The following is a 23,577-nucleotide window of genomic DNA, read 5'->3' on the forward strand; positions in this document are numbered from 1 at the left end:
CCGTAATACTTCCGAAAATACACAAAATTACTATTTTACTCACAGAAAAACTTTTTAAAATTACAATGGAGTGAATCGATATACTTTACGAGGACGGCCTCTTTCGCCTGATTGCGCTTCCCCGCATTGTTCTACGACATTCGTTTTCTCCATCTCTGTCAAAATTCTTCGTCCATTCCGTTCTGTGCTTTGGAGCCAGCGGGAAACATCCTGGGAAGTGAATTGGTCCCGTTGGTACTGTTTAGAGTAAGCAATGATCTTTGATACAACTCCTGGGCTTATCGAGGCATCTTTTATTTTTTTTCGCCAATCAGCCCCAGTTTCCACAGTTTGATAGGACAGATTCTTCGTTTGCTTGTTTTTTAATGTGATTGATTGATCCTCGTCTACCAATAGGATGGTTGCTTGTTCTTGTTTGGTCATATTCCTGAATCCTAAGCGGACATTCTGCTCTGCCTGGGATACGGTCTCCCCAAAACCAATAGAAATACTGGCTTCAATATTATTTTGTAATTTGACTTCTTCGATCAGTTCCAATAAATCCTGATAAGCATCTTCACTGACTTCTCCCCGTGTCGTAAAGATGAAAAACAATCCATCTCCTAATTGCATAAGGGAACCATTTGTTTTTTCAGTTACTTGAAGCAGTGACCTTCTTAAGTCTAATTCCTGATATTTAGTCTTAAAAGAATAGTAAAGGTCATCGAGAGTATCCATATTAAATTGAACACGGCAGCCGATGATTGCCGTTTGTGAGTTACGATACCGTTTGGACTGTGCTCGTTCCTCTAAAAATTGAATGACAAGGCGTATTGATAAATAAGATGGAGTTACACGATAAACAGGAATATCCATTTTCTTTAACTGAAAAAATACATCTTTGATTGAGGTAATGACGACCTCGGTTTTCCCTTGCTCGTATAAGTTTTTATGGAATTCAACAAGGTTTTGAATTTTGTCGTAACCTTCAAATGGATGGTTATAATAAGTCAATTTTTCGAGATTGTAATACGACAGTATTTTTGCAATCTCTTCATCAGAAATCGTATCGATTCCTACCTGCTGGAAAACTGTCTGCTCGGTTAATTGTGCTTCTAGGAGAATACCGAAAAAGCTGGAACCATGCAGGGGAGGGAAGCTCGCTTCTTCTTCCGTAATCAATTGATTTTCGGTAGCGTAGGTGTAGTTCAGGACTCCGGAAAAGAACCATTGGTCCACCTCATACCTGTGAGTGGTTAAAATGTTAGTAATTTCCGACAATTCCTCATATACATAAGGGACAAATTCTATATTCCTAAATTCCTCGGCTACATATTCAATCCGCTGCATCGAGTCAGCTGGACTGATTACTCCAATCTTTGTCTTCATCATCATCACCTGTTTCTGTTAATAAATATGCTGCGATTATGTTACTTCCTTTTTGTAAATCGGCTATACTTGCATATTCTTTAGGGTGATGGCTGATTCCTTCTTTACAAGGGATGAATATCAGACCAGAAGGCCAGCGGATTGCCATGTTCATGACGTCATGTCCTGCACCGCTATCCATCAGCAGCGCCTTATATCCAAGTTTTTCACTTACCCTCTGAAGTTTCCCTTGAACCTGTGGGGCTAGAAAGACAGAATCATTATTTACTAATGTCTCTACTTTGACCGATATTTCCCGTTTTTTTTCGACCTGGCTGCAATAGGATTTGATCAGGTCTGCCAGTTCATATTTGACAGAGTCGTCTACGCTGCGGATATCTATGCCCAGCTCAACTTCGCCAGGTATAACATTCATGGCATTGGGTTTTAACTGAACAGTACTTACTGTAGCTACAAGCGGGACTTCCTGCCTGTCATTAATCTTGTTGGCTTCCTGCTCGACAAAATTAACAAGGGGAGCGATAGCAACGAAGGCATCTTTCCGGTTGTCCATAGGAGTAGTCCCCGTATGATTAGACATCCCGGTGGCAGTAACTTTGAGACGAATCGGGCAAGCTACTCCTCTCACGATCCCGATGTCTGCTCCGTTATTTTCAATTTGCATTCCTTGTTCAATGTGCAATTCCAGGAAACTCTCTAAAGAATCTGTTGGCTTTTCTGCTTGTTCAATGGTTTCCCAATTCAATCCAAACTCCTCAATCGCTTGTTTGATCGTTACACCACTTCCATCGGCGACGGTTTCAAGGTCCTGTTTATCCAGCAATCCAGTAACTGCTTTGCTTCCGATAGTTGATACACCAAAACGTGCCGATTCCTCAGAAGCGAAACAAATGACAGCAATATTTTTCTTTGGTGTAAAAGACTGGTCTTTCATTTGCTTAATTGCTGCAAGGCCACAAAGAACCCCGGCGACCCCATCATAACCACCGCCTGCATTAACCGTATCGAGGTGAGACCCGACCGCAACAGTAGGAGCCGTAGCGTCCACTTTCCAAACAGCCCATTGGTTACCTGCTTCATCGCTAGTCACTTGTAAGTCGAGTTCGTTTGCTATTTTTCGAAAAGCTTCATGGGAACGGGATTCTTCCGGACTATAGCTAAGCCGGGTAAACCCACCTGGTTGATCCATGGTATCTACCAGGTTCAACTGTAATAGCTTTTCTTCCAACCAATGGGAATCTTCACTCATGAGACATCCCTCCTTTTAAAATGTGAATATATGCATCAACAGCTATAGAAATAACTGCTTCCTGGTAATCGAAGGACGGGTGATGATGACCATATGGAAGCTCTGTACCAAATAGCATGTATGTCGCCCTTCCACCGTTTTTTTGTACCTTGTTGGTCATGAAGCTGGCGTCCTCTGAACCAGACACTTTTGCATATGGGAGGACCTCTGTAACATAGGTGCTGATTTCGCACGCTTGGGTGATAAAAGGAACCAATGAATCATCACATTCGATTTCTTCTGTTTCACCAACAAATTCCATCGTAACCTCTACATCGTGCATTGCAGCAGAGGCATGGAGAATACGCTTTGCTTCCTGAAGAACGTATCGGTTTATCTCTTTCGTTTCCCCTCGGGTTTCGATTTCCATATACGAAGTTTCGGGGATGATATTACGCCCGCTGCCGGCAGTCATTTTTCCGACATTGATTCGAGTCGGGCCCCCACTGTGACGGGGGATGGCATAGAGTTGTGTCGCTGCAGTAGCGGCTGCGAGCAGTGCGTTTTTCCCTTCCTCCGGTTTCATGCCGGCATGAGATGCCACCCCCTTAAAGTGAACATTCAGCTTGGTGGATGCCAGGAATCCTCTCGTCGTTGCTGCAATCGTGCCAACGGGGTAGGGATTAATGCCGATATGGCCCGTATAAAATTGGTCGATATCATTGAGCCAGCCTTTATCTGTAATCGCTTTCGCTCCGCGTCCGCCTTCTTCGGCCGGTTGAAAGATAAGTGTATAGCGCCCTGTTAAGGTGTCCTTATATTGAGCGATAAAATGGGCTACTCCAAGGCCGATGGCAGTATGACCATCATGCCCGCATGCATGCATAACGCCTTCTTCCTGTGAACGGAAGCCTTGCTTAGAAGGGAAGTGGTCATTTGTGTCTGATTCTTTTATCGGCAGGGCGTCGATATCAAACCGTAAGCCAAGATGTTCTCCTTTCTTTTCGGTATCCCATGTGGCAACTACCCCTGTATTGCCTCCGCGCATTTTCTCCATCCAGGTTTCTTCCACCCCCCATCCAAGCGCTTTGTTTTCCTGTTCCGTTAATAGCAGGTCATCAGGAACACCCATACGGGAGGCGCTTTCAAGAGCATCAACTCCCACATGAATTGTAAATCCGAGTTTTTCTAACTCCTTCCCGATGCGGTAAGTGGTGTAATATTCCATGAAACCAAGTTCGGGCTTCTGGTGCAGGGTACGGCGCCATTCCATCAGCAGGGGAGTAATTTCCCTGGTGAAATTATCACTCATATCATCACCTCCTTATTAGTTCATCTAAAGTATCTAGTGTCAGCTTTACTAAAAAAGTGCTTCCCACTGGTAATGCGCGTTCATCCAGTTTGAACTTAGGATCATGAAGGGGCTTTTGTTCTTCTTTGTTTTCAATCTGTGTCCCCAGCCAAATAAAGGCACCAGGATAATTTTCTAAAAAGCGGGCGAAATCTTCTCCAGCCATAGATGGATCCACTTCAGGTGCAGCTTGCTCGCCGAGCAGGTCTTTAGCAGAGTTGCGCGCTAATTGTGCCCATTCCGGCGTATTGATCGTTGCTGGGTACCCATCCAGATATTCGATATCTACCGAACCGTCAAAAGCTTCCGCAGTCTGCCGTAAAATGGTATGGAAGCGGCTCTTGACCTTTTCTTTAACTTCCGGGAGATAGGTACGAATAGTTCCTTCAAACCTTACCTTATCAGCGATGACATTATAGCGGTAACCGCCTTCAATTTTTCCGACTGTGAGCACTGCCGAATCAAGCGGATTCACGTTGCGGGAGACAATCGTCTGCAGGCTGGTGATCATTTGATTCGCGATCATGATCGCGTCATTGCCATCCTGGGGCATACTAGCATGACCGCCGCGTCCAGTCACCGTTACCTTGAAGCGATCCGATGCACCCATCATCTCTTTATCTCTTATACCGACTTCACCGACAGGAAGGCCGGGCCACACATGCTGTCCGTAAATGACATCAGGCTGGTATTCCGAAAACACACCATCCTCCATCATTTGTTTCGAACCCCCCACAGGCGCGTTTTCTTCTGCAGGTTGAAATACTAATAACACTGTCCCGTTTATTTGCTCCTTCATCTGATTTAACACAAAACCAGCGCCAAGAAGCATGGAAGTATGGGCGTCATGACCGCAAGCATGCATTTTTCCGTTTTCTTTGGAAATGTAAGGGTGGTCATTCATTTCCTGGATAGGTAAAGCATCCATATCGGCGCGTAAGGCAACTGTTTTACCAGGGTTGCTGCCTTTGATGATGCCCAGCACGCCTGTACCTGCGTAACCGATCTTGTACTCGATTCCATACGCTTGCAGTTTCTTTTGCACTAGTTCGGATGTTTGGAATTCTTCTCCGCTCAATTCCGGATACTGGTGCAAGTGACGTCGAATTTCTATCAATTCATCTTGTATTTCATCTATATAAGTTTGGATGGTAGATATCATAGTTATGTCACTCCTTTTTATTTAAGGAAATATTCCTTAAATGTTCCGTTAAAAACAGTATAACAAATTAACGGAAAATGTCACCCTTTTATTTAAAATTTTCTGATAACAAATAATACCTCCCCTCAAAAGGAGGGGAGGTGAAGTTGTTTTCTTATCAATTCATATACTGTTGCTTCCACCAGTTCACCAATATCCTGCAGCCGTTCTTCGCTGATATATACTAAGACATCATCAAATGTAATTTATAGCCGTAAAGAGTTTAATAGATTCTTTATATAGTCAACAGTCTCAAGATTAACTGAGAAAGGTGTAGAAGAAAATTGAAAAAATAACTCTTAATCCCTACTGGACGATAAAAATCACGAAAAAAGCTGCGGAGTAGCAGCTTTCATAGGTTATGAGGAAAATGTATATCCGACTAGTTCCATAAATCCTTTGCCTGTTATATTTCTATAAGTGCCATTTGCCAAACGTTCCTTACCTGTGAAGGATACAGCACCTTCCCAGATTCCCTGCAGTGGACCAATAATCAACATTTCCTGATTAGAAAAGAAGGGGGTAGTCTGGAGGTTGATGTTGAATTCCGGGATTTCGATTTGCCATGAGATTGGATAGCGGGCTTTTGTTTTTACACTCTTCCAGTATTCGATAGGGTGGAAGTGAACATTTCTTGTAAACCTCACGGTGCCATCTCTTTCGATCAAGTTGGCCATTTGATTTGAGGTATCGCCTTCCTTGCTCCGCATTTCATTTAAAAGCAGTTCGCGGCCATCTTCCAGCTGTAAACCGAACCAGTTCCAACCTGAGCCTTTCAGCAGGCTGTAATCCTTTCCCCATTGATGGTCGAACCACCCTTCGCCTGTTAATGATTCTGTTCCTTTTGCCGTATGGACCTTACCTGTCACTTTGTTTCGAGTCATGGAATAATAATACAAGTCATCAGGTTTTCCATCTGTGCCGATAAGTGCATATGGTTTTTTCGCTTCAAAGTGAAGGTCGATAGTAATGCCATCTTCTGATAAATACAGCTGAAAGTCTTCTGATTCTTTATCAAAAGTTAGTGTATTTTTGCCGTAGACAAGCTGGAGGGGGTTTATACGGATAAAACCCTTACTAAGAGTACCGTGAGGACGGGGGATGCTTCCGGAGACAAGACTTTTATACAGCCGCCACATATTCGTATCGAATGGATGGAGAAGCAAATAGAAAGGGAGGTAAAGAAATACCAAATTTCGTTTCAACTTATGGTCAATGCGAGATTGGTTTTTCTGTTTCTTATCGTTCAGGTCTATCAAGGAGTAAATAAGATAGTGCCCTTTGCTGCATGCTGTTTCACCGACTTCGAAAAAAGAAGTCATCAAAGCGTACCTGCTGCCACGACTCCCGTTAAGAAAGGTGAACGCGTACCACCATTCGATATTCGCGGAAGCATGGGGGCCGGCATCTTGCGGAAGTCGGATTTCTGAGTGTTCTTCCATTGCTTACACACCTTCTGTTTTTAGTAAGGTATGCAGGCGTATCAATTCTGGAACAAATGAAAAAGCTGCCGGAGTTATTACCGGCAGCTTCCCTATTAATATCCACTAGCTTCATAATCTGTTAAATAACCTGCACTTGGGTAAGCGGGGATATCACTCCATCGGTCTGGATCAACATCATAGATTTCGTCAGTAGCAATCCCATACATAAGTGCTTTCAATGCCTGATAGTTTTGTTTCGTCAGATAACCATTAGATTTCTGACCGAGATTTCCTTCTCTTGTATTGCCTTTTGTTTCAAAGAAAATTGCCGGGTTGCTATGGCCATCGTCATTCAGGTTATTATAATTTGTTCCCAGCATCATCGCGGACACGACTCCGCCTCTGATGTCGATGAAGTATTTTTCATCTTCACCGCCGACCTGATATTGGTCGATGTGGGTATAACCATAATCTATCATCGAATCATATACATATGCCTGCATCTGTTTAGTTACAGTATTATACAAGCCGTCCTTAAAGTCAGGAAGCGTAGGCCCGTCAGGAGCAAGGGAGATCCCTAGTGAAAAGGAAGTGGATTCGTTCGTACCATACACAGTTTTAAATCCTTGGTGATGCAGGTCAACTGCAAAGTCAGGTTTCAATTCTGTCCAGAATTCGTATACCACCCGTGATTCTTTTGCTTCGAACTTATCTGTGGCCCAATCACGATTCAAATCCAGGTACCTGTCTTCGTTTTCAAGATAGGTCCCGCGAATATTCAAGATGGAACCGTCCGGGTTATACATAGGAATCACGTAGACCGTTGCTTCTTCGAGGATGGTTTTGACATCAGGGGAACCATTACTGGCGAATGTTTTCAACATTTGTAAAGCGGCTTCTGTCGTTAGCTTTTCATCTCCGTGAATTTGCGCCTGTACCCAAATCTTTTTGTCGCCATCTCCAGCCTTAGCTACATAAATGCTGTTGCCCTGTTCAGATTTACCATAGTCATCCAATGTAAAAACTTCCACTTTCCCTTTGCTGCTCGTTTCGATAGTTTCAAGCTTTTTGATCATCTCATCGTATGTAATAATACTGTTGATGTTTGTGTTCCCATCAGTTGAAGGCCCGCCGGGAACCGTATCAGATTTGGCAGAAACGTCAGGGAGCACAGTAAAAGCGAATAACATGCCAAACACGGTCATCATCGTAAGCAATCTTTTCAAAAAGAACTCCTCCTCCATGTAAATTAGTAAAATTATAGCAGAAATAAAAGCACTGCTAAGAGGATTAGAGTGATTTTTGAAAAATACAACCATGTGTGGAATTCTTTTCGCCTACCATTATCACCCAAAAGACCTACCAATATAAAAAACTGCCTTCCTTTCCGGGAAAGCAGCTTTAGCCAAGGGGAAATTATTTTTCGAAATCATCCGGGTTCTTTTCGCTTTCTTTAACCTTTTTTGAATCTACTTGCTCACGTTGTGGATCAATATCTTTTTAATTATCTTTTTCCTTGATTTTTTGTTCTGGAGAGTCCTCATTTCGTCTGTTTTTATTTTGATCTGTCATCCAAACACCCTCTCCTCTTAGTATTCGTCTTTGTCTTCTCATTTCACCTATGCTGCTTTTTTAAACTTGCTAATAATTACAAGCAGAAGACAACACCCCCCCATGAGTTTACATTATTTTTACGCTTTGTCAGATTATGTTTTTATCAGATAAAATCAGGAAATATCCACTTTGAGAACTCGGGTAAGGAGGTCGATGATGGAACACTTTAAAGCCATTGGGATCAAAAGTATAATGACCTTTGCTGCTGTTTTTTTAATCCTTGGTTTAGGTTTTCAGATGACATTAGGCCAAGTTATGATATTGACTGTCGCCATTTCAGCGCTTTCCTATCCATTAGGTGATCTGAAAGTATTCCCTAAAGCCGGTAATAAGGTAGCAACGCTTGTCGATTTTACAATGGTGTTTGGCGTGATTTGGCTGCTTGGAAACGTTTTGGTTCAGAATTCGGCATCGCTTATTATTTCCGGGGCAATAGTTGCATTCGCCATGGCTGTCGGCGAATATTATTTTCACAAATATATAGCCAGGATTGTCCTCCATCGCAAATATCCTTTTGAAAACCATAAATATTGAGCAGTCCTGTTAACTTCTGATAGCTCACTGTCTTTGGGCTTAATATTTCACCTGGCTACGTTTATAAATGAGGCGATTCGGTAAAAATACACCTAAATAGTCAGCAGATCCCCAATGGAGGTGAGCATAATGTCAGAGGAGCGTTATCAAACGGGTGATAAGGCACCGGAGACAGGACAGTACCGGTTTGACAGTCTGGTCGAAGGTTTTTCACAGCAGCAGGAGAATAGTGTGATTCGGATAGCGCAGGATGAACAATTTCCGGGAGCCCCTGAAAGCGGAAAGCCTGCTTATTGGATAAGAGTTGAACAATAAAGAGATTCCCCTGAGACTTAGGTTCTTAGGGGAATTTTAGTTTGTAGCGATTGTTCCTGCGGTTTATAATAAGTGGGTATGCATCTTTCAGAAAGTGGTGGGCAAGATGGTTGTCATCATAGACAATTATGACTCTTTTACATATAATTTGGTTCAATATTTCAGACTGATGGATGAACAAGTTCTTGTGTATCGAAATAATCAGGTGACCGTGAAGGAGCTCCAACGCTTAGGCCCAGACTTGATTGTCCTATCTCCCGGCCCGGGAAGCCCAAAGGATACGCTGGGAAACCAGGTTATTCTGGATACTTTCCATGCCATAATCCCGATCTTAGGAGTCTGTCTTGGACATCAGGCAATTGTTACGTACTTTGGAGGAAACGTAGTCAAAGGGGCAAGACCGGTGCACGGAAAAGTAAGCAGAATTACTCATGATCATCAGGGTGCATTTCATAACCTGCCTTCTCCTGCTTTGGTAACACGCTATCACTCTTTGGCAGCGGAACGAATTACCATGCCAGAAAGCTTGATGATAACCGCAGAGACCGAGGATGGAATAGTGATGGGGGTCCGGCATAAGGAATATCCCATCGAGGGGTTGCAATTTCATCCTGAATCCATCCTGTCAGAAACCGGTTTACAAATGCTTGAAAATGTTTATCGTAACGCCAAACGTTGGGCAATGAGGTCGATACAGAAAGAGGTGTGATATGGAACCGTTCTTACAATTTGACTTTACTGAAGCAGACAATAATCAGCCAATATGTTTTGTGAACCCTGTCCAGGTGATTGCGGTATATAGCCCAGTAGAAGTTCCAGCAGCTTTTCAAAAAATAGAAGCTGCCATTCAAGAAGGGTATTATGCAGCGGGGTTTGTCTCTTATGAAGCGGCTCCAGGTTTTGACACGGCGTACCAGGTCCATCAGGTAACAGGAGACCTCCCATTCGTCTGGTTTGGGATTTTTGAAAATCCTGTCGAACCTAATTCCCGGACTGAGTCCCTTTCCAAGTATCAGATTTCTGATTGGAAGCTTGACACGACCCAGAAAGAATACCGGCAGGGAATTATGGCTATTAAACAGGCAATTGAAGCAGGAGACACCTATCAGGTCAACTATACAGCAAGGCTGATCGCCCAGTTTCAAGGGGATGATTATTCTTTTTATCAGCAATTGAAGGAAAATCAGCAATCTGACTATGCCGCTTATTTGAATATAGGACGGTACCGGATTTTATCGGCGTCTCCCGAACTCTTTTTTCGAGTCAGTAATGGAGTCATTACAACAAAACCGATGAAAGGTACAGCAAAAAGGGGAAGGAGTATGAAAGAGGATGAGCAGTTTAAGCATAAACTTTCTACTTCTGAAAAGGACCGGGCAGAGAATCTCATGATCGTTGACCTGCTGCGCAACGATATGGGACGTATCGCAAAGCCGGGAACGGTAAAGGTGCCGAGCTTATTCGCTATTGATTCCTATCCGACCGTTCATCAAATGACCTCTACTATTGAAGCAGAATTGGAGCCTGATACTACCATTTTGGATTGGTTCCATGCTCTTTTTCCATGTGGTTCCATCACAGGTGCGCCGAAGATCAGTACGATGAATTATATTTACAAATTGGAAAAATCTCCTCGTCATGTATACTGTGGAGCGATCGGCTACATTACTCCTGATAGAGAGGCGATATTTAATGTTCCTATTAGAACAGTATTAATAGATAAAGAAGAGGAAACAGCCATTTACGGAGCCGGAGGCGGTGTTACATGGGATTCTACCGTGGATGGGGAGCATGAGGAGTTAATGGCAAAAGCCCGGCTCTTAAAGGAAAAAAGAAAGGAATTTCACCTTCTGGAATCTCTGAAACTGCAGAATGGATCTTATCCTTTGTATCAGAGGCATATGAACCGACTAATCTCCTCAGCCCGTTATTTTTGTTTTTCCATGGATGCCGAACGCGTGTCAAAAGCTTTGCAAAATGTTGCCGATGATAATCCAGTGGGTGCTTTCAAAGTTCGTCTGCTGGTAAGCAAGGCTGGGGAAGTTACAGTGGAAGCTGCTGCCATCCGTCCGCTGGAAACTGTAGTTTGTTCTCTGGCCCAATCTCCAGTGGATAAGCAGGATCCTTTTTTATATCACAAAACGACTCATCGTGATGTTTATGATGCGCACACCAAAGCTTCGCCCGAAGACGTTTTTTCCGTGCTGCTCTGGAATGAAAAAGAAGAGATTACAGAATTCACCATTGGTAATGTGGTGATAGAAAAACACGGGAAGCTGTACACCCCTCCCGTGGAATGTGGACTTTTAAATGGTACATTCCGACAAGAATTAATGGAGAAAGGAGTCGTCATGGAGAGAAAAATTAACAAGTGTGAACTGGATAAGGCCGAAGCCGTTTGGCTGATTAATGGAGTCAGAGGCTGGGTGAAAGTAGAGTTACAAGAATAGCGTGGAAGTGAATGGCAGGAAAACGAAGCCATTCACTTTTATTTTTTAATAAGGCAGGAATTATCTTACATAAGGTTAATTAATATATTATAGCGGAGTATCTACACCTCTGGTCTATACGTCTATATGAGCTGATGTTATAATTCAATTAAGCGGTTTCAATTTCATTTACATAAAAAGGAGGAAAAGAAATGTTAGCATTTTTGCAACGTATCGGTAAGTCGTTGATGTTCCCGATTGCGATGCTGCCGGCAGCTGCACTGCTTGTACGGCTTGGCGCGGATGACATGCTGGCCATAACGTTTGTAGCTGAGGCTGGTAACGGAATCTTAGCTAACCTTCCGCTGATTTTTGCTATTGGTGTTGCCATGGGCTTCGCTAAAGACGGCAGCGGGGGAGCGGCGTTATCGGGGGCAGTAGGTTATCTCGTCCTGACAGGAGGGGTAGAGTCTTTTGGTGATGATTTAAGCATGGGAGTTTTTGGAGGTATTATAGCTGGGATTATTGCAGGTCTTTTATACAATCGTTATTACCAGACTCAGCTTCCTGATTGGCTTTCCTTCTTTGGAGGGAAGAGGTTTGTCCCAATTGTCACTGCTGTCGTTATGGTTATATTATCTGGTATCTTTGGATTCCTATGGCCGCCAATCCAGGCAGCTATCAATGGATTAGGCGAATGGATGCTTGGCGCAGGAGCGCTCGGTGTAGGGGCTTACGGTTTTTTCAACCGATTGTTGATTCCAATCGGTCTGCATCACGTTATCAATACGGTCGTATGGTTTGATTTCGGTTCGTATATGCCGCCAGGAGCAGACGAAGCGGTACGCGGTGAAATCAGCAGGTTCCTGGCAGGAGACCCTAGTGCGGGAAGCTTCTTAGCCGGTTTCTTCCCAATCATGATGTTCGGTCTGCCTGCGGCATGTCTTGCCATGTATGCAGCAGCGAAGAAGCATCGTAGAGCGGCAGTCGGAGGGATGTTGTTCAGTATCGCGGTCACCTCATTCCTGACCGGTGTCACAGAACCAATTGAATTCTCTTTCATGTTCCTGTCACCATTGCTTTACGTTGTTCACGCGATACTGACTGCACTATCGATGATGGTTTCCTTATGGCTGGATATCAGGCATGGGTTCGGATTCTCTGCCGGGTTCATTGATTATCTGCTAAACTTCGGTATTGCACAGAAACCGATCATGTTGTTTGTCCAGGGCTTAGTGTTTGCGGCCATTTATTTTGTTGTCTTCTACTTCTTGATAGTGAAACTTGATCTGAAAACACCAGGACGAGAAGATGAAGACGAAGAGCTTGCCGAAGAAAACCAGCAAGTCGGTCAGCCTGGCAGCGGTAAAGGAAGGAATTATGATGCAAAAGCCTATCATTACCTGACTGCACTTGGAGGACCAGAAAACATTAAAACATTAGACTATTGCGCCACACGTCTTCGCCTCCAGGTAAATGATATGGAAGCAGTAGATGAAAAAGCATTGAAGCGTCAGGGCGCCAATGGGGTTATGAAACTGAATAAAACTAACTTGCACGTCATCGTCGGTACAACTGTCGATTTTCTTGCAGACGCGATGCGTAAACGAATGGATAGCGATGATATGCAGGCTCCAGGTAACGAAGAGAGCCAGAAGGATACAAAGACTGATGGAGGCGCTGGGTTACCTGCATTGGATAAAGCAGATATTGTTTCACCAGCAAAAGGAAAATTGATGGATTTAAGCGATGTTCCTGATGAAGTATTCGCGCAGAAAATGATGGGCGAAGGCTTTGCCATCGACCCTGCAGACGGACTATTCGTTTCCCCGGTAGATGGAGAAATTATCAATGTATTCCCGACGAAGCATGCAATTGGAATCAAAGCTGACAGCGGTCATGAAATTTTAGTCCATGTCGGGCTCGATACCGTAAAACTTCAAGGCGAAGGATTTGAAGTATTTGTCTCCGAAGGACAGCACGTTAAAAAAGGTGATAAGCTGTTGCAGGCAGATCTTGAGCATTTGAAAGCGAATGTGCCATCCACGATATCTCCAATCGTATTTACCAATTTAAACGAAGGAGAAAAAGTATCGGTCACACAAGTAAAAGATGTCAGCGCTAATGAACGAAATATTTTGAGTTAAATTTAAAAATCCGGAGTTCCCAACGTGGAACCCCGGATTTTACTTTGTATAGTGAAAACCCGATGTGAGAATCATCCGGGTTTTCAGTCATATTTCACCGATCATATTAGTGTCTCGCTTAATTCCTGGCTGCCCTGGAATCCAATTAAGCAGGGAAGATGGTCACGGAAAGAGATTGTATTAATAAATTGGTTTAAATATAACACTCTGTTAAACCTCCGTTTTGATATTACAATATAAACTGATTGAGGTTAGTAAGGGTAAGTTGGATACACCACTGGAGGAGCCGTTTTTACATATGACCACTTTGGGTGAGATGTTCTTATTTCATATCTCCCATGAAGCCATGCATTTATCGGCTATCAACAAGATTAACCAATCCATTAAAACAGCCAGCCACCTTAAATAGGTGACTGGCACTAGTTTTAATGAGACAGCAATGCCTTTGTTTGTTTGAGCATCGAAAATACAGCGGCTGCAAGAGCGATAATGATAAACAGGCCTCCTATGGTTGCGTTGTAATCGACCGATGCCTGTTCAATGACAATACCTCCGATGAACGAACCGAACGCAATACCAAAATGAAGGGCTGAATTGTTCAGGCTTTGCTGGATATCTGATGTCTCCGGTGATGATTCAATCAAATAGCTTTGCATAGCAGGGGTGATTGCCCAGCTAAGCATACTCCACACGACCATGACGATTAAGAAAATCGGAAGGGAGAAAGTAGTAAAAGGAATTATGAACATGGAGAAGGCAAAGGTGATGATAATACCAACAATCGTCGGCTTTGTTCCGAAGCGATCAGCCAGCATTCCGCCGACACCACCGCCAATTACAGCAGCCACTCCAAAAATAAGATAGACAATGCTAACCCATGTGCCATTCAATCCCATCGTCATTTTTAAGAATGGTGTCAAATAACCATACAATGCTAAATGTCCCGTCAAAAATAAGAAGGACGTCAACTGAGCGAAAAGAATTCTGCGATTTTTCAAGGTAGCCAGCTGTTGTTTAATAGGAATGGCTGGTTTCGGTTCAATCCTGCCCATGAAGAAGTGAACCCCAAGCATAGAAACAACCGTCAAAACGGTGATCAGGGCAAATGGCGCTCTCCAGCCAAAAGCGTTACCAAGCATCAGCCCTATCGGTACTCCTAATACAAGAGAAGCACTGACGCCCATGAATACGATTCCGATAGCGCGGGCGCGGTATTTTTCTTCCACAATATTAGAAGCAAGGGTGACACACAAAACAACCAGTAAGGAACCACTTGCCGCTGAAACGACCCGTGCCAGCAGCAAGACCAGGTAGGAAGGGCTGATGACCGCAATGATATTACCAAGCAGGAAAATAGACAGCGCAATCAATGTGAGACGCTTTCTCTCTACTTTCGCGGTTGCTGTCAAAAGAATCGGAGCTGCTATGGCATAGACAAGTGAAAAAATAGTGATAAGAAGACCGGCCTGGCCGAGACTTACTTTCAGGCTGTTTGCTACTAAATCTAAAATACCGCCAATAATCAATTCGACCATACCGACGATAAAGGAAACGATGGTCAATAAATATACACGTTTATCCATAAATGATGACGTCCTTTCTTTTATGTTACCACTACAATAGTAACTATTAAAAAGAGTGAAAGCAAGAGGGAAATACTGCGATTTTTCTACTAACTTTGTTAAAGGATTAAGGTATAAGAAGAGACTAAGGATTTAGCCATAAGTATCTTGGGCGATAAGCCAAGCTTTTCTAATGAGGTAGGAAAGTATAAAATTTGGACCGCGAAGAAATGGCTAGCTTCAAGCGCCCAGTCACTCGCGACATAAGCAACCCGTCTTGCGGAAGGAAAGAACGCCTTCCTCCATCCGTTTTGCTTATGCATGTCGTGTCTTTCAGGGCGCTTGCGCTTTTCTTATGTGCTATGATGTAAGCAATAAATTGTTACAAGGAGCGCATAAATTACCATGTTGCAAGAGTTCGGATTCACCCAATATGAAAGTAAAGTTTATCTGGCATTGATTGCATTCGATCAGCCGATGGACGCCACGACCATCGTCAAACAGTCGGGAGTACCGAGGGCAAAGGTGTACGAGGTTCTTCGTCGCTTAAGCGAAAAAGGAATGATTTTGGAAGCTACGACAGAAAAAAAAAGGGTTTATTCCGCCCTGCCAGTTGAGATGACAATAGAGAAATTAAAGGCTGACTTTGAATCGAATATTGAAAGGTTAAAAGCGGCCAAAACCAGGCAGACGCCTAAAGACGACCGGGTTTGGACATTGAAGGAAGACCGATCCATCCAGGCTTCCTTAAGAGAGATGATGAGGAAAGCAAACCGGTCCATTTTTATCTCCGGTTGGGAAGATGACATTCAGGCCAACCTGGATGTATTGGAGGAGAAATATGAAGACGGATTGTTAGTGAACATCCATGTAATCGGAGAAATCAATACCAAAATACCTGGTGTATCTACATTGATTCCGGATACTCACCATGAAGCATTGGAGCGTAGCAGAGTTTTGATTGTAGATGAAGAAGAAATGTTGTTTGCCGGGGTGGAGGATGAGAAGTGGCAGGCAATCCAGACCCAGTCAGGTCCATTGGTCAAATTCTTTACGGAATTCTTTTACCATGACGTTGCTCTGACGGAAATCACCCAAAAGTATAAGGATACCATTATGAAGGATGAAGAAATTAAGGAAGTATTGTTGAAACTGAGATATTAAGAAGGAAAACCTGACTGAAATTAAACAAAAAAAGACCCTCCGAGGCGTTCAGAGGGTGTGGGAAAGTGAATATACAAAAGGGAGGTCACCCTTTCCACTATACGTTAACGCATAAAAGCAAAAAAGTAAATCCACCAAAAGCACTCAGAAATATTCATATTTTGGAAATGTTCTGTATAACTTGTCGAAAACGGATCGATTTTTAATTTTATTTCCAAAAAAACATATAAAGAAAGAGGGGGAATAGGTGAAAGAGTGTATATTTTGTCATATTGTCGAAGATGGCAATCAGAAAATTGTGCTTGAAAATGACACTTGCTATTATATTCAGAAGAATACAGAACAGCAGGTATTAGAAGGAAGTGGGCTGATCATCCCCAAAGCCCATCGTACCAATGTCTTTGAGCTGACTGAAAAAGAATGGAATGGCACCAGGTCATTACTACTGCAAGCAAAAGTTTTACTGGATGAAAAGTATTCCCCTGATGGATACAGTACTGGGTGGAATACAGGTGAAGTGGGGGGGCAGTCCATTCCTCACGCTCATCTGCACGTCATTCCACGATTTGCTGATGAACCTTATGCTTATAAGGGCATCCGTTATTGGCTGAAGCAGCCAGAAAATAAGCGGGAAAAAGAAAAGGGTCGGGATTAGAACCTGATATGGTATTTCCGGAGAACATGAACATAGATGGCTACGGTTATAAACCCACTAATATAGATAAGAAAAGTGAATAATATGTTCCAGCCGTGGTAATAATGTACCTTTCCTGTAAGAACCATCATTCCCTCGATCAAGGTAGCCACAGATGCATAGATAAAAACATGCCACAGGATATGAACGTGGTATTTCTTTCTGGTAAATGCAAATAATGCTGTTATCATAGGGAAATAGCCAAGGCTTGGCGGTATTGCTGATAAAGAAGGGTTTTCATGATCCGGCTCCACATCCCAGAACAAATCGAACCCCCAATCATTGGCTGTGTAAGCGATGGTAACACCCAAAGGGTACATTAAAAGTACAAGTGCAGGGTTCCTTTTATATAAGAAAAAAAGTATGAATAACGGAATGACAAGGCCAAATATCAGGTTGCTCCACATCAAGCTCACCTCCTTTTCTCCTATCGTTCCCTGAAGAAATGGTTTTTATTTTTAATAAAAGGATGAGTTTGATAAAATGGAGTATATTAAAAAAACACTTTAAATATATTGGTAATTTATTTTAATAAAGTATGAAGGGGGGATAAACCTATGAATTTGAAATATGAAGAGGGACAAGACATCAGGGCCTTCATCGCTGCTAACGAAAAACAATTTGAAGAAAATTTATTGAATGAAGCAGTGAATGTACGAGATAAAATTGAAGAGATCCTTCTTACGGGCAATATTAATTTGTTAGAGAATGCTCACAAGCTGACCGTTCACGTTGTTGAACAAGAGGAGGAGGAAGTTGTAGCATTCGCCAAGCAAGAGGGGGTAATTTGGGCAAAATATGCCATGACGCTCTCTTTTAAATTAGAATGGGTTCAGGCGATTCGCCGTACAATTTGGAATTTCCTCTATGAGTATGAGAAGCTGAGTGGACAACCGGAAAACAGAGAAGCATTCTACCGATTAGAAGAAAAAATCAATGATCAGATTGATAAGTTTTTGAATTGGTTTTTTATCAGCTTTTCCGATTTTAAAGATCAACTTCTTGAGTCACAAAAAAGCCTCGTCAAAAATTTATCTGTACCGATCATCCCGATTAAATCCAATGTCTGTATCCTTCCGTTGATTGGGGAAATTGATCGGGAACGGTACCAGATCATTGAAGAAAAAGTCCTGATGGAAGTAGCCCGATTACATATTCAAACATTGATCATCGATCTTTCGGGCGTTGCTGATATGGAGAAAGAAGTCAGTCATTACCTGACAAAAATGTTAGATGGAATTGCTATGATGGGGTGTGAATCTGTCATAACCGGCATGAGCGCTGACATTGTTAAACATATGATTGAGGGTGAAATTGATTTTGGTGAGAAGGCCGACATCAAAGGAAATCTCCAGCAGGCGTTAGAAGAATATCTGGTGAATAATTATTAATGAAAAATGCCACACCTTACATGTCATAAGGGTGGCATTTTGTTTTTTGTAACCAGAGCTTATTTCAGAGATGTTCTTCTCTATGGCCGGAGAACTTCTCTCCCCCGAATTCCTCTAATTGCTGTTGCACAAACCTTAATACATCCTCTTTTTGGTTGGTTTGTATATAAGCTTTATATAAATGTGTGATTTGCTCGGATAGTTCAGGGGAATAGCTTCGAAGTGATCTTGCCTGCCATTTTCCCCATCCCAGCCAGTGAGTATTACCTCTCAACACCAGTTCAGTCAACTTGTTGGTCAGTTCATGGAGAATAAATATTTCTTCATCCGCCCTTGTAGAACTAGTAAAGTCTGATAATAAGTCTGTAACTGCATATCGGGCTTCATCTATTTGTTGCTGGCTCCAGGGAGAGGGTCCAGCTTCATAGATCTCCCGGGCTTTTGCTTTGATTTTGTTTCCTTCCTTCCTATCCCCAGTAATCTGCACACCTTCCATACACATTTTGATGAATGTAGGAAGTCCTTTATATCTGCCGGCTTCAAAATGAATCGGAACGGAGGATGGGTGATAAACAAAGGCTTCTATTCTCCATCCCTCGAACAGATGGCATTCCAAGGCAGAAGAAAATTCCTCTTCATCAATGATAATCAAATCGATATCAGATTCCGACGTAATATTTCCCTGGACGGTACTTCCTCCGATAAAAACAATAGCGGCGTGAGGAAAATGAGCTTTAATAAAGCGGTCAGCGATTGCCATTATTTTTTTATCCATTTTTTTATCCTCTCCTATTCCTCCTATCAGGGTATTCACCTGTTACATATTTGCGATTAGAACCTTTTTAGGCTATATGGCGGACTTTCAATCCTATTAAATGGCACTTTAGCAGGAATCATTATATAATAGAGTTAATACTTCAAAGATTTAGGAAACTATTTTTGTGTCATTTAATCTTGCGGGTGAAACGTGCGTGTAGAGGATGATTTCTAAGTTTTTAACCAATAAACAAAACAGAGTAGAAGGTGTGAATGTGGAAGACTATCAACTAATAGAACCCAGTCGAGTTGACCAGTGGAAGATGACTGTGCCTTCAAGCATTTATATTACCTACCATCACTTACTTAAAGATCATTCCCGGGAAAAAGCGACAGAAATGACCAAGAATTTTTGTATGCAAAATAAGCTGACTCAGAAAGAAACAGTGATTGCATTAGAATTCCTCTACATGAACGGCTATTTTGACGAGGTAAAGGTTATTTTGGCAAGGGACGAAATAGAAAGCCCGTATGACTTTTTTTATACCTTGTTAAAAAACCGGAAATCGGGTAGGAAAATTAAATTATCAGAAGCAAGGAAGCTAAGATCGATTAAGCAGGAAGATGCTGCTGCTGAGGCTTTACGACTCTTTCTGCTGGTATATCATTATTATGATAGTAAAAAGTATGGCATCCTTGATAATTATGTTGATGATATTCATTTCGTCATGAATCAGATTAATAAACCTTTACTTAAATATTATTATCAGCTTCGGTTTGATGAATTAATGTTCCAGCATTATTGGAAAGTGAATATGGGTGTGGTAGCTAAGAAATATGCCTATCGAGTGATTAATGCAACCTTATCTCCTGAAAAAAAGTCCGGCATGTATCACCATCTTGCTTTGACAGACGTTTTTGATGATTACCATTCATCCATGAATCATTTGCAGACGTCCATCACTCTGGCAAAAAAATATGAACTTACAAATTCCCTGTACGAATTGAAAGAGCAGTCGCTGCCCTTTATTGCAGCTTTCCACCGTAAAACAGATGGAGTTACTACGCGTGATTTAGTAGAAACTGCCCACCTTGCAATAGCTAGAGATCATAGGAAGCAGGCAGATGAGATATTATCTTCCCTGACATCCTTGACACCATTCCAGGAAACCTACTTAGGGGTGGCACGAAATGACCGGTTGTTACTGCATAAAGCCTACCAGCGTTTTAAAAATGAATACGGGGATCATTTTTTTGCCAGGCTGCCATTCTATTATTTGAAATATATCAAATGAAATGAGGTAGGATGATGAAAAAGCTTGTAGTGGTTATTGGGCTGATATTCGTATTGTTTGGATCGCTGGAACAGTTGGACAATCCTGGTATAGTCAATGGGGACAATCTACAATTAGAACAGAAAGTCATACAATCCTCTGATCCTGGTGACGGCGGGATGGGCAGTTATAAATAAAAATCAAGCAGCTTGAAGCAAAAATGCTACAAGCTGCTTGATTTCTTTTCGTACCCTTTTTAATAATAAAACATGGTTAAAAGATATTTAGTTTATCAATCCGGTCCAGGGCTTCCAATATTCGTTCTTTTTCCATCACTAAACCTGCCCGGACATATCCTTCTCCATGCTCACCGAAACCAATACCCGGTGCAACCAATACTTTTGCCTCTTCTAGCAGCAAATCGGCAAAGGAAGCTGATGTGTAGCCGGCAGGAACTTTTAGCCACGCGAAGAATGACCCTTCAGGAGCGTCAATATCCCAGCCGATGTTATGTGCACCTTCCACCAGGGCATTCCGACGTTCTTCATAAAGCTCCACCAGCTCATCTACTCCTTTTTGGGAGGCTGTCAGGGCTTCGGCTGCAGCATCCTGGACGGCGCCGAACACACTGCAGTACAAGTGGTCCTGGATGATATTGATTGCTTCAATCACTGATGGGTTTCCTACTGCAAAAGCGATCCGCCATCCAGCCATGTTATAGGTTTTCGACATGGTATAAATTTCGATTCCTATATCCTTGGCCCCTGGGCGTTCTAGATAACTTGTTGGTTTGTTGCCGTCAAAACCAATCGCACCATAGGCGAAATCATGGACGACACATAAATCGTGCTTTTCAGCGAATGCAATTGTTTCATCAAAAAATTCAGGGGAAGCCATTGCGCCAGTGGGATTGTTCGGATAATTCAATAGCAGCATTTTTGAGGCTTCTCTAACTTCCTGGGGAATATCATCATAGATAGGTAAAAACTGATTCTCTGCCAGTAACGGCATTTTATACATCGAAACACTTGCCATCGCGGGTCCTGACCAATAATCAGGGTAACCAGGGTCAGGCACAAGCATTTTCTCCCCGGGATTCATCAAGCATAATGGAAGTTCGACAAGCCCGGCTTTCGCTCCGAAAAGTACAGCAACTTCGGTGTCTGGGTCGATATCCACCCCGTATTCACGCTGGTAAAATTCAGCTACCGCGTTCAGCAGGTTTTTCTTACCACGGAATGGCGGATACTTATGGTTCTCCACTTGCTGTGAAGCTTCCTCTAACTGCTTAATTACATGAGGGGGAGTTGGTTTATCTGGACTTCCTTGTCCCAGGTTGATGACATCGTGCCCTTCAGCAACTGCATTTTCCATTTTGTCGGCTAATACGGCGAAGAATTGCTCTGGCAATTGCTTTAACATATCAGATTTCGGGAATGTTTTCATATATGAGCCACCCTTTTACACAAATTTTCTCAAACTTCTTTCAATTTAATGCTTAACATGGTATAACGAAATTTGATTTTTGTAAAGCACTGGCCATACGGCTGTTTACGGCAAACGCAATCCATCTTATGGCGAAATGTGTGAGAGTTTTTTACTGATGTTACAGGAATTTCATATTGAATCGTTTATAATAAGGGTAACAAAAATAATTAATAAGGGGTTTCTTTTTAATGCTGGATAACATAGAAACGCAAGGAGCCTTTATGAATGCTTTTAAGCATGCGTTCATTGGAATGGCTATTGTAGATGTGGATGGAAACTTTATTATGGTCAATCGTTCGTTTTGCCGCATACTGGAATTTGAACAAGAAGAATTGTTGCAAAAAAACGTAATAGATGTGACGCCACCCCAGGATTACAACCTGGTATCCTGCCAGCTGCAACGACTTTTTAATGGAGAAACAGAAGCTTTTGAAATTGAAAAGCGCTGCTATAAAAAAGGCGGGGAAATCATGTGGGGGCGGCTGAGTGTTTCCGTTTACCAGGATGAAAAAGATAGGCACCTCATCATTCAACTTCAGGATATTACAGAACGGAAGCTCCATGAAGAAGAACTCCTGGAGCGAGAGAGAGAATATCGTAAGCTCGTGGAAAACGCCCCTGATGCTATGGTAATTCATGATGCGGAAAAATTTATATATATCAACCAGGCTGGTGCCGAGGCATTACAATCCTCCCCACAGGAATTGGTTGGACAACCATTGACAAAAATCATCCGTCAGGAAGAATGGCCAGGTTTTCATGAGCGAGTGGCAGAGGCACTCGAGATTGGCAGGGCGGAAGGTATAGTCGAACTGACGGTAGTCCTGCCTGACGGGAAGCTTATGGATATTTTAAGCACAGGATCTGTCATCAATTATCAAGGGAAAAAAGCGATTCAGGCTGTATTTCGGAACAATACAGCGCAAAAAGAGTTTGAAACGAAGAGCAATTATCTATTGCAGCAGTATGAAAAGATGAATCTGGTCAGTGAGTTTGCCGCCAGTGTCGCACACGAAATTAAAAACCCTCTCACCATTTTGAAAGGGTTCATCCAATTGATTGAAATCAGCAAACAAAATAAAGCATACACTCAATATGAAAACCTCATTTTTTCTGAAATCGATCGCATTCATCTCATGGTCAATGAATTTCTTACCTTAGCCAAGCCATCAGAAGAAGATATGAAACTAACCGATCTTCACGAAGCTTTACAACAATCCATTCGATTACTAAACGCACACGCCACAGCTCATCACGTAACGATCCATTTAGAAAAGGTTCCACCAATCCCGTTGATCCAGGCAATCGAAAATAAAATGAAGCAAGCATTCATTAATATTATTAAAAATGCTATTGAAGCAATGCAGGGTGGAGGAAATCTCCATATTACAATCCGCAAATGGAATGGTAATATAACCATCCAATTTGCCGATGAAGGATGCGGCATGACAGAGGAAGAATTACGGAAGGTTACCACCCCATTTTTTACCACAAAAACAGATGGAACCGGTCTTGGAATGATGATCACAAATAACATCATTAAAAGTCATGATGGAGAGATGGAAGTGGAAAGCCGAGTCGGTGAAGGTACAAAAGTTTCGCTTATCATTCCTGTTTCAGGACAATGAAAAAAGTGC

At 42.4% G+C, this 23,577-nt stretch carries 21 protein-coding genes; 11 read left to right on the top strand and 10 right to left on the bottom strand.

The window, feature by feature from the left end:
• Positions 1-60: 60 nt before the first annotated feature.
• From FHS45_RS12370 to FHS45_RS12395, 6 genes are all read right to left on the bottom strand, one after another.
• Positions 61-1,368, bottom strand: a complete 1,308-nt coding sequence (locus FHS45_RS12370; protein WP_062442996.1) for a hypothetical protein — start codon at positions 1,366-1,368, stop codon at positions 61-63.
• On the bottom strand, positions 1,334-2,617 hold the full coding sequence (locus FHS45_RS12375) for a M20 family metallo-hydrolase (RefSeq protein ID WP_062442993.1): 1,284 nt from the start codon (positions 2,615-2,617) through the stop codon (positions 1,334-1,336). The genes FHS45_RS12370 and FHS45_RS12375 overlap by 35 nt, the downstream gene beginning before the upstream one ends.
• Entirely contained in the window at positions 2,610-3,908 is a 1,299-nt protein-coding gene (locus FHS45_RS12380; RefSeq protein ID WP_062442990.1) for an amidohydrolase, read from the bottom strand. The genes FHS45_RS12375 and FHS45_RS12380 overlap by 8 nt, the downstream gene beginning before the upstream one ends.
• Positions 3,909-3,912: 4 nt before the next feature.
• Positions 3,913-5,109: a M20 metallopeptidase family protein gene (locus FHS45_RS12385; protein WP_062442987.1), complete on the bottom strand. Its 1,197-nt coding sequence runs from the start codon at positions 5,107-5,109 to the stop codon at positions 3,913-3,915.
• 398 nt (positions 5,110-5,507) lie between these two features.
• Positions 5,508-6,590 carry a lipocalin family protein gene (locus tag FHS45_RS12390; protein ID WP_062442983.1) on the bottom strand — a complete coding sequence of 361 codons (1,083 nt, stop codon included), beginning with the start codon at positions 6,588-6,590 and terminating at the stop codon, positions 5,508-5,510.
• 95 nt (positions 6,591-6,685) lie between these two features.
• Positions 6,686-7,798, bottom strand: coding sequence for a M14 family zinc carboxypeptidase (locus FHS45_RS12395; RefSeq protein WP_062442980.1), 1,113 nt, complete (start codon positions 7,796-7,798; stop codon positions 6,686-6,688).
• A 544-nt stretch (positions 7,799-8,342) separates the two neighbouring features.
• Between FHS45_RS12395 and FHS45_RS12400 the strand changes: the two genes are divergently transcribed.
• The 5 genes from FHS45_RS12400 (at position 8,343) to nagE (ending at position 13,611) form a co-directional block, all read left to right on the top strand.
• The gene (locus FHS45_RS12400) at positions 8,343-8,720 is read left to right on the top strand and encodes a DUF2512 family protein (RefSeq protein ID WP_062442977.1); all 378 of its coding nucleotides are present in this window, start codon (positions 8,343-8,345) and stop codon (positions 8,718-8,720) included.
• 129 nt (positions 8,721-8,849) lie between these two features.
• The gene (locus tag FHS45_RS12405; protein WP_062442974.1) at positions 8,850-9,035 is read left to right on the top strand and encodes a YjzC family protein; all 186 of its coding nucleotides are present in this window, start codon (positions 8,850-8,852) and stop codon (positions 9,033-9,035) included.
• A gap of 106 nt (positions 9,036-9,141) precedes the next feature.
• Positions 9,142-9,744 (top strand): anthranilate synthase component II, encoded by a 603-nt coding sequence (locus FHS45_RS12410; RefSeq protein WP_062442971.1) that lies wholly within the window; start codon positions 9,142-9,144, stop codon positions 9,742-9,744.
• A 1-nt stretch (position 9,745) separates the two neighbouring features.
• Positions 9,746-11,485, top strand: coding sequence for an aminodeoxychorismate synthase component I (gene pabB, locus FHS45_RS12415; RefSeq protein ID WP_062442969.1), 1,740 nt, complete (start codon positions 9,746-9,748; stop codon positions 11,483-11,485).
• Between the two features lie 191 nt (positions 11,486-11,676).
• Positions 11,677-13,611, top strand: coding sequence for an N-acetylglucosamine-specific PTS transporter subunit IIBC (gene nagE / locus FHS45_RS12420; protein WP_062442966.1), 1,935 nt, complete (start codon positions 11,677-11,679; stop codon positions 13,609-13,611).
• Positions 13,612-14,036: 425 nt separating this feature from the next.
• On the opposite strand, the gene FHS45_RS12425 is transcribed toward nagE, so the two are convergent.
• A complete protein-coding gene (locus tag FHS45_RS12425) occupies positions 14,037-15,194 on the bottom strand; it encodes an MFS transporter (protein WP_062442964.1) in 1,158 nt (385 codons plus the stop codon).
• 384 nt (positions 15,195-15,578) lie between these two features.
• Here FHS45_RS12425 and FHS45_RS12430 point away from each other — a divergent pair, with 384 nt between their 5' ends.
• Both FHS45_RS12430 and FHS45_RS12435 read left to right on the top strand, forming a co-directional pair.
• Positions 15,579-16,337 carry a TrmB family transcriptional regulator gene (locus tag FHS45_RS12430; protein WP_062442960.1) on the top strand — a complete coding sequence of 253 codons (759 nt, stop codon included), beginning with the start codon at positions 15,579-15,581 and terminating at the stop codon, positions 16,335-16,337.
• Between the two features lie 247 nt (positions 16,338-16,584).
• Positions 16,585-16,992 carry an HIT family protein gene (locus tag FHS45_RS12435; protein WP_062442956.1) on the top strand — a complete coding sequence of 136 codons (408 nt, stop codon included), beginning with the start codon at positions 16,585-16,587 and terminating at the stop codon, positions 16,990-16,992.
• On the opposite strand, the gene FHS45_RS12440 is transcribed toward FHS45_RS12435, so the two are convergent.
• Positions 16,989-17,438 (bottom strand): hypothetical protein, encoded by a 450-nt coding sequence (locus tag FHS45_RS12440; protein ID WP_062442953.1) that lies wholly within the window; start codon positions 17,436-17,438, stop codon positions 16,989-16,991. The two genes, FHS45_RS12435 and FHS45_RS12440, sit on opposite strands and share 4 nt — an antisense overlap.
• A gap of 150 nt (positions 17,439-17,588) precedes the next feature.
• Here FHS45_RS12440 and FHS45_RS12445 point away from each other — a divergent pair, with 150 nt between their 5' ends.
• Positions 17,589-18,422 carry an STAS domain-containing protein gene (locus FHS45_RS12445; RefSeq protein WP_062442951.1) on the top strand — a complete coding sequence of 278 codons (834 nt, stop codon included), beginning with the start codon at positions 17,589-17,591 and terminating at the stop codon, positions 18,420-18,422.
• A 64-nt stretch (positions 18,423-18,486) separates the two neighbouring features.
• Here FHS45_RS12445 and FHS45_RS12450 read toward each other — a convergent pair whose 3' ends face one another.
• Entirely contained in the window at positions 18,487-19,197 is a 711-nt protein-coding gene (locus tag FHS45_RS12450) for a nucleotidyltransferase domain-containing protein (protein ID WP_062442949.1), read from the bottom strand.
• Positions 19,198-19,453: 256 nt separating this feature from the next.
• On the opposite strand from FHS45_RS12450, the gene FHS45_RS12455 reads away from it, so the two are divergent.
• Positions 19,454-20,473 (top strand): AimR family lysis-lysogeny pheromone receptor, encoded by a 1,020-nt coding sequence (locus tag FHS45_RS12455; protein WP_062442947.1) that lies wholly within the window; start codon positions 19,454-19,456, stop codon positions 20,471-20,473.
• Between the two features lie 14 nt (positions 20,474-20,487).
• Positions 20,488-20,649 carry a hypothetical protein gene (locus FHS45_RS12460; protein ID WP_157620155.1) on the top strand — a complete coding sequence of 54 codons (162 nt, stop codon included), beginning with the start codon at positions 20,488-20,490 and terminating at the stop codon, positions 20,647-20,649.
• Between the two features lie 76 nt (positions 20,650-20,725).
• On the opposite strand, the gene FHS45_RS12465 is transcribed toward FHS45_RS12460, so the two are convergent.
• Entirely contained in the window at positions 20,726-21,898 is a 1,173-nt protein-coding gene (locus FHS45_RS12465; protein WP_062442944.1) for a pyridoxal phosphate-dependent aminotransferase, read from the bottom strand.
• Between the two features lie 230 nt (positions 21,899-22,128).
• Between FHS45_RS12465 and FHS45_RS12470 the strand changes: the two genes are divergently transcribed.
• Positions 22,129-23,568 carry a PAS domain S-box protein gene (locus FHS45_RS12470; RefSeq protein ID WP_062442942.1) on the top strand — a complete coding sequence of 480 codons (1,440 nt, stop codon included), beginning with the start codon at positions 22,129-22,131 and terminating at the stop codon, positions 23,566-23,568.
• The last annotated feature ends 9 nt before the right edge of the window (positions 23,569-23,577 follow it).

The organism is Thalassobacillus devorans, assembly GCF_011761345.1.
Taxonomy (GTDB): domain Bacteria; phylum Bacillota; class Bacilli; order Bacillales; family Halobacillaceae; genus Thalassobacillus; species Thalassobacillus devorans.

Bases quoted from the DNA above. Each gene is read 5' to 3' on its own strand.
- FHS45_RS12375 (WP_062442993.1), bottom strand. From the start codon at position 2,617: ATGAGTGAAGATTCCCATTGGTTGGAAGAAAAGCTATTACAGTTGAAC.
- FHS45_RS12370 (WP_062442996.1), bottom strand. From the start codon at position 1,368: ATGAAGACAAAGATTGGAGTAATCAGTCCAGCTGACTCGATGCAGCGG.
- pabB (WP_062442969.1), top strand. From the start codon at position 9,746: ATGGAACCGTTCTTACAATTTGACTTTACTGAAGCAGACAATAATCAG.
- FHS45_RS12430 (WP_062442960.1), top strand. From the start codon at position 15,579: ATGTTGCAAGAGTTCGGATTCACCCAATATGAAAGTAAAGTTTATCTG.
- FHS45_RS12390 (WP_062442983.1), bottom strand. From the start codon at position 6,590: ATGGAAGAACACTCAGAAATCCGACTTCCGCAAGATGCCGGCCCCCAT.
- FHS45_RS12405 (WP_062442974.1), top strand. From the start codon at position 8,850: ATGTCAGAGGAGCGTTATCAAACGGGTGATAAGGCACCGGAGACAGGA.
- FHS45_RS12470 (WP_062442942.1), top strand. From the start codon at position 22,129: ATGCTGGATAACATAGAAACGCAAGGAGCCTTTATGAATGCTTTTAAG.
- FHS45_RS12385 (WP_062442987.1), bottom strand. From the start codon at position 5,109: ATGATATCTACCATCCAAACTTATATAGATGAAATACAAGATGAATTG.
- FHS45_RS12400 (WP_062442977.1), top strand. From the start codon at position 8,343: ATGGAACACTTTAAAGCCATTGGGATCAAAAGTATAATGACCTTTGCT.
- FHS45_RS12460 (WP_157620155.1), top strand. From the start codon at position 20,488: ATGAAAAAGCTTGTAGTGGTTATTGGGCTGATATTCGTATTGTTTGGA.
- FHS45_RS12465 (WP_062442944.1), bottom strand. From the start codon at position 21,898: ATGAAAACATTCCCGAAATCTGATATGTTAAAGCAATTGCCAGAGCAA.
- FHS45_RS12445 (WP_062442951.1), top strand. From the start codon at position 17,589: ATGAATTTGAAATATGAAGAGGGACAAGACATCAGGGCCTTCATCGCT.
- FHS45_RS12410 (WP_062442971.1), top strand. From the start codon at position 9,142: ATGGTTGTCATCATAGACAATTATGACTCTTTTACATATAATTTGGTT.
- FHS45_RS12425 (WP_062442964.1), bottom strand. From the start codon at position 15,194: ATGGATAAACGTGTATATTTATTGACCATCGTTTCCTTTATCGTCGGT.
- FHS45_RS12440 (WP_062442953.1), bottom strand. From the start codon at position 17,438: ATGTGGAGCAACCTGATATTTGGCCTTGTCATTCCGTTATTCATACTT.
- FHS45_RS12380 (WP_062442990.1), bottom strand. From the start codon at position 3,908: ATGAGTGATAATTTCACCAGGGAAATTACTCCCCTGCTGATGGAATGG.
- FHS45_RS12450 (WP_062442949.1), bottom strand. From the start codon at position 19,197: ATGGATAAAAAAATAATGGCAATCGCTGACCGCTTTATTAAAGCTCAT.
- nagE (WP_062442966.1), top strand. From the start codon at position 11,677: ATGTTAGCATTTTTGCAACGTATCGGTAAGTCGTTGATGTTCCCGATT.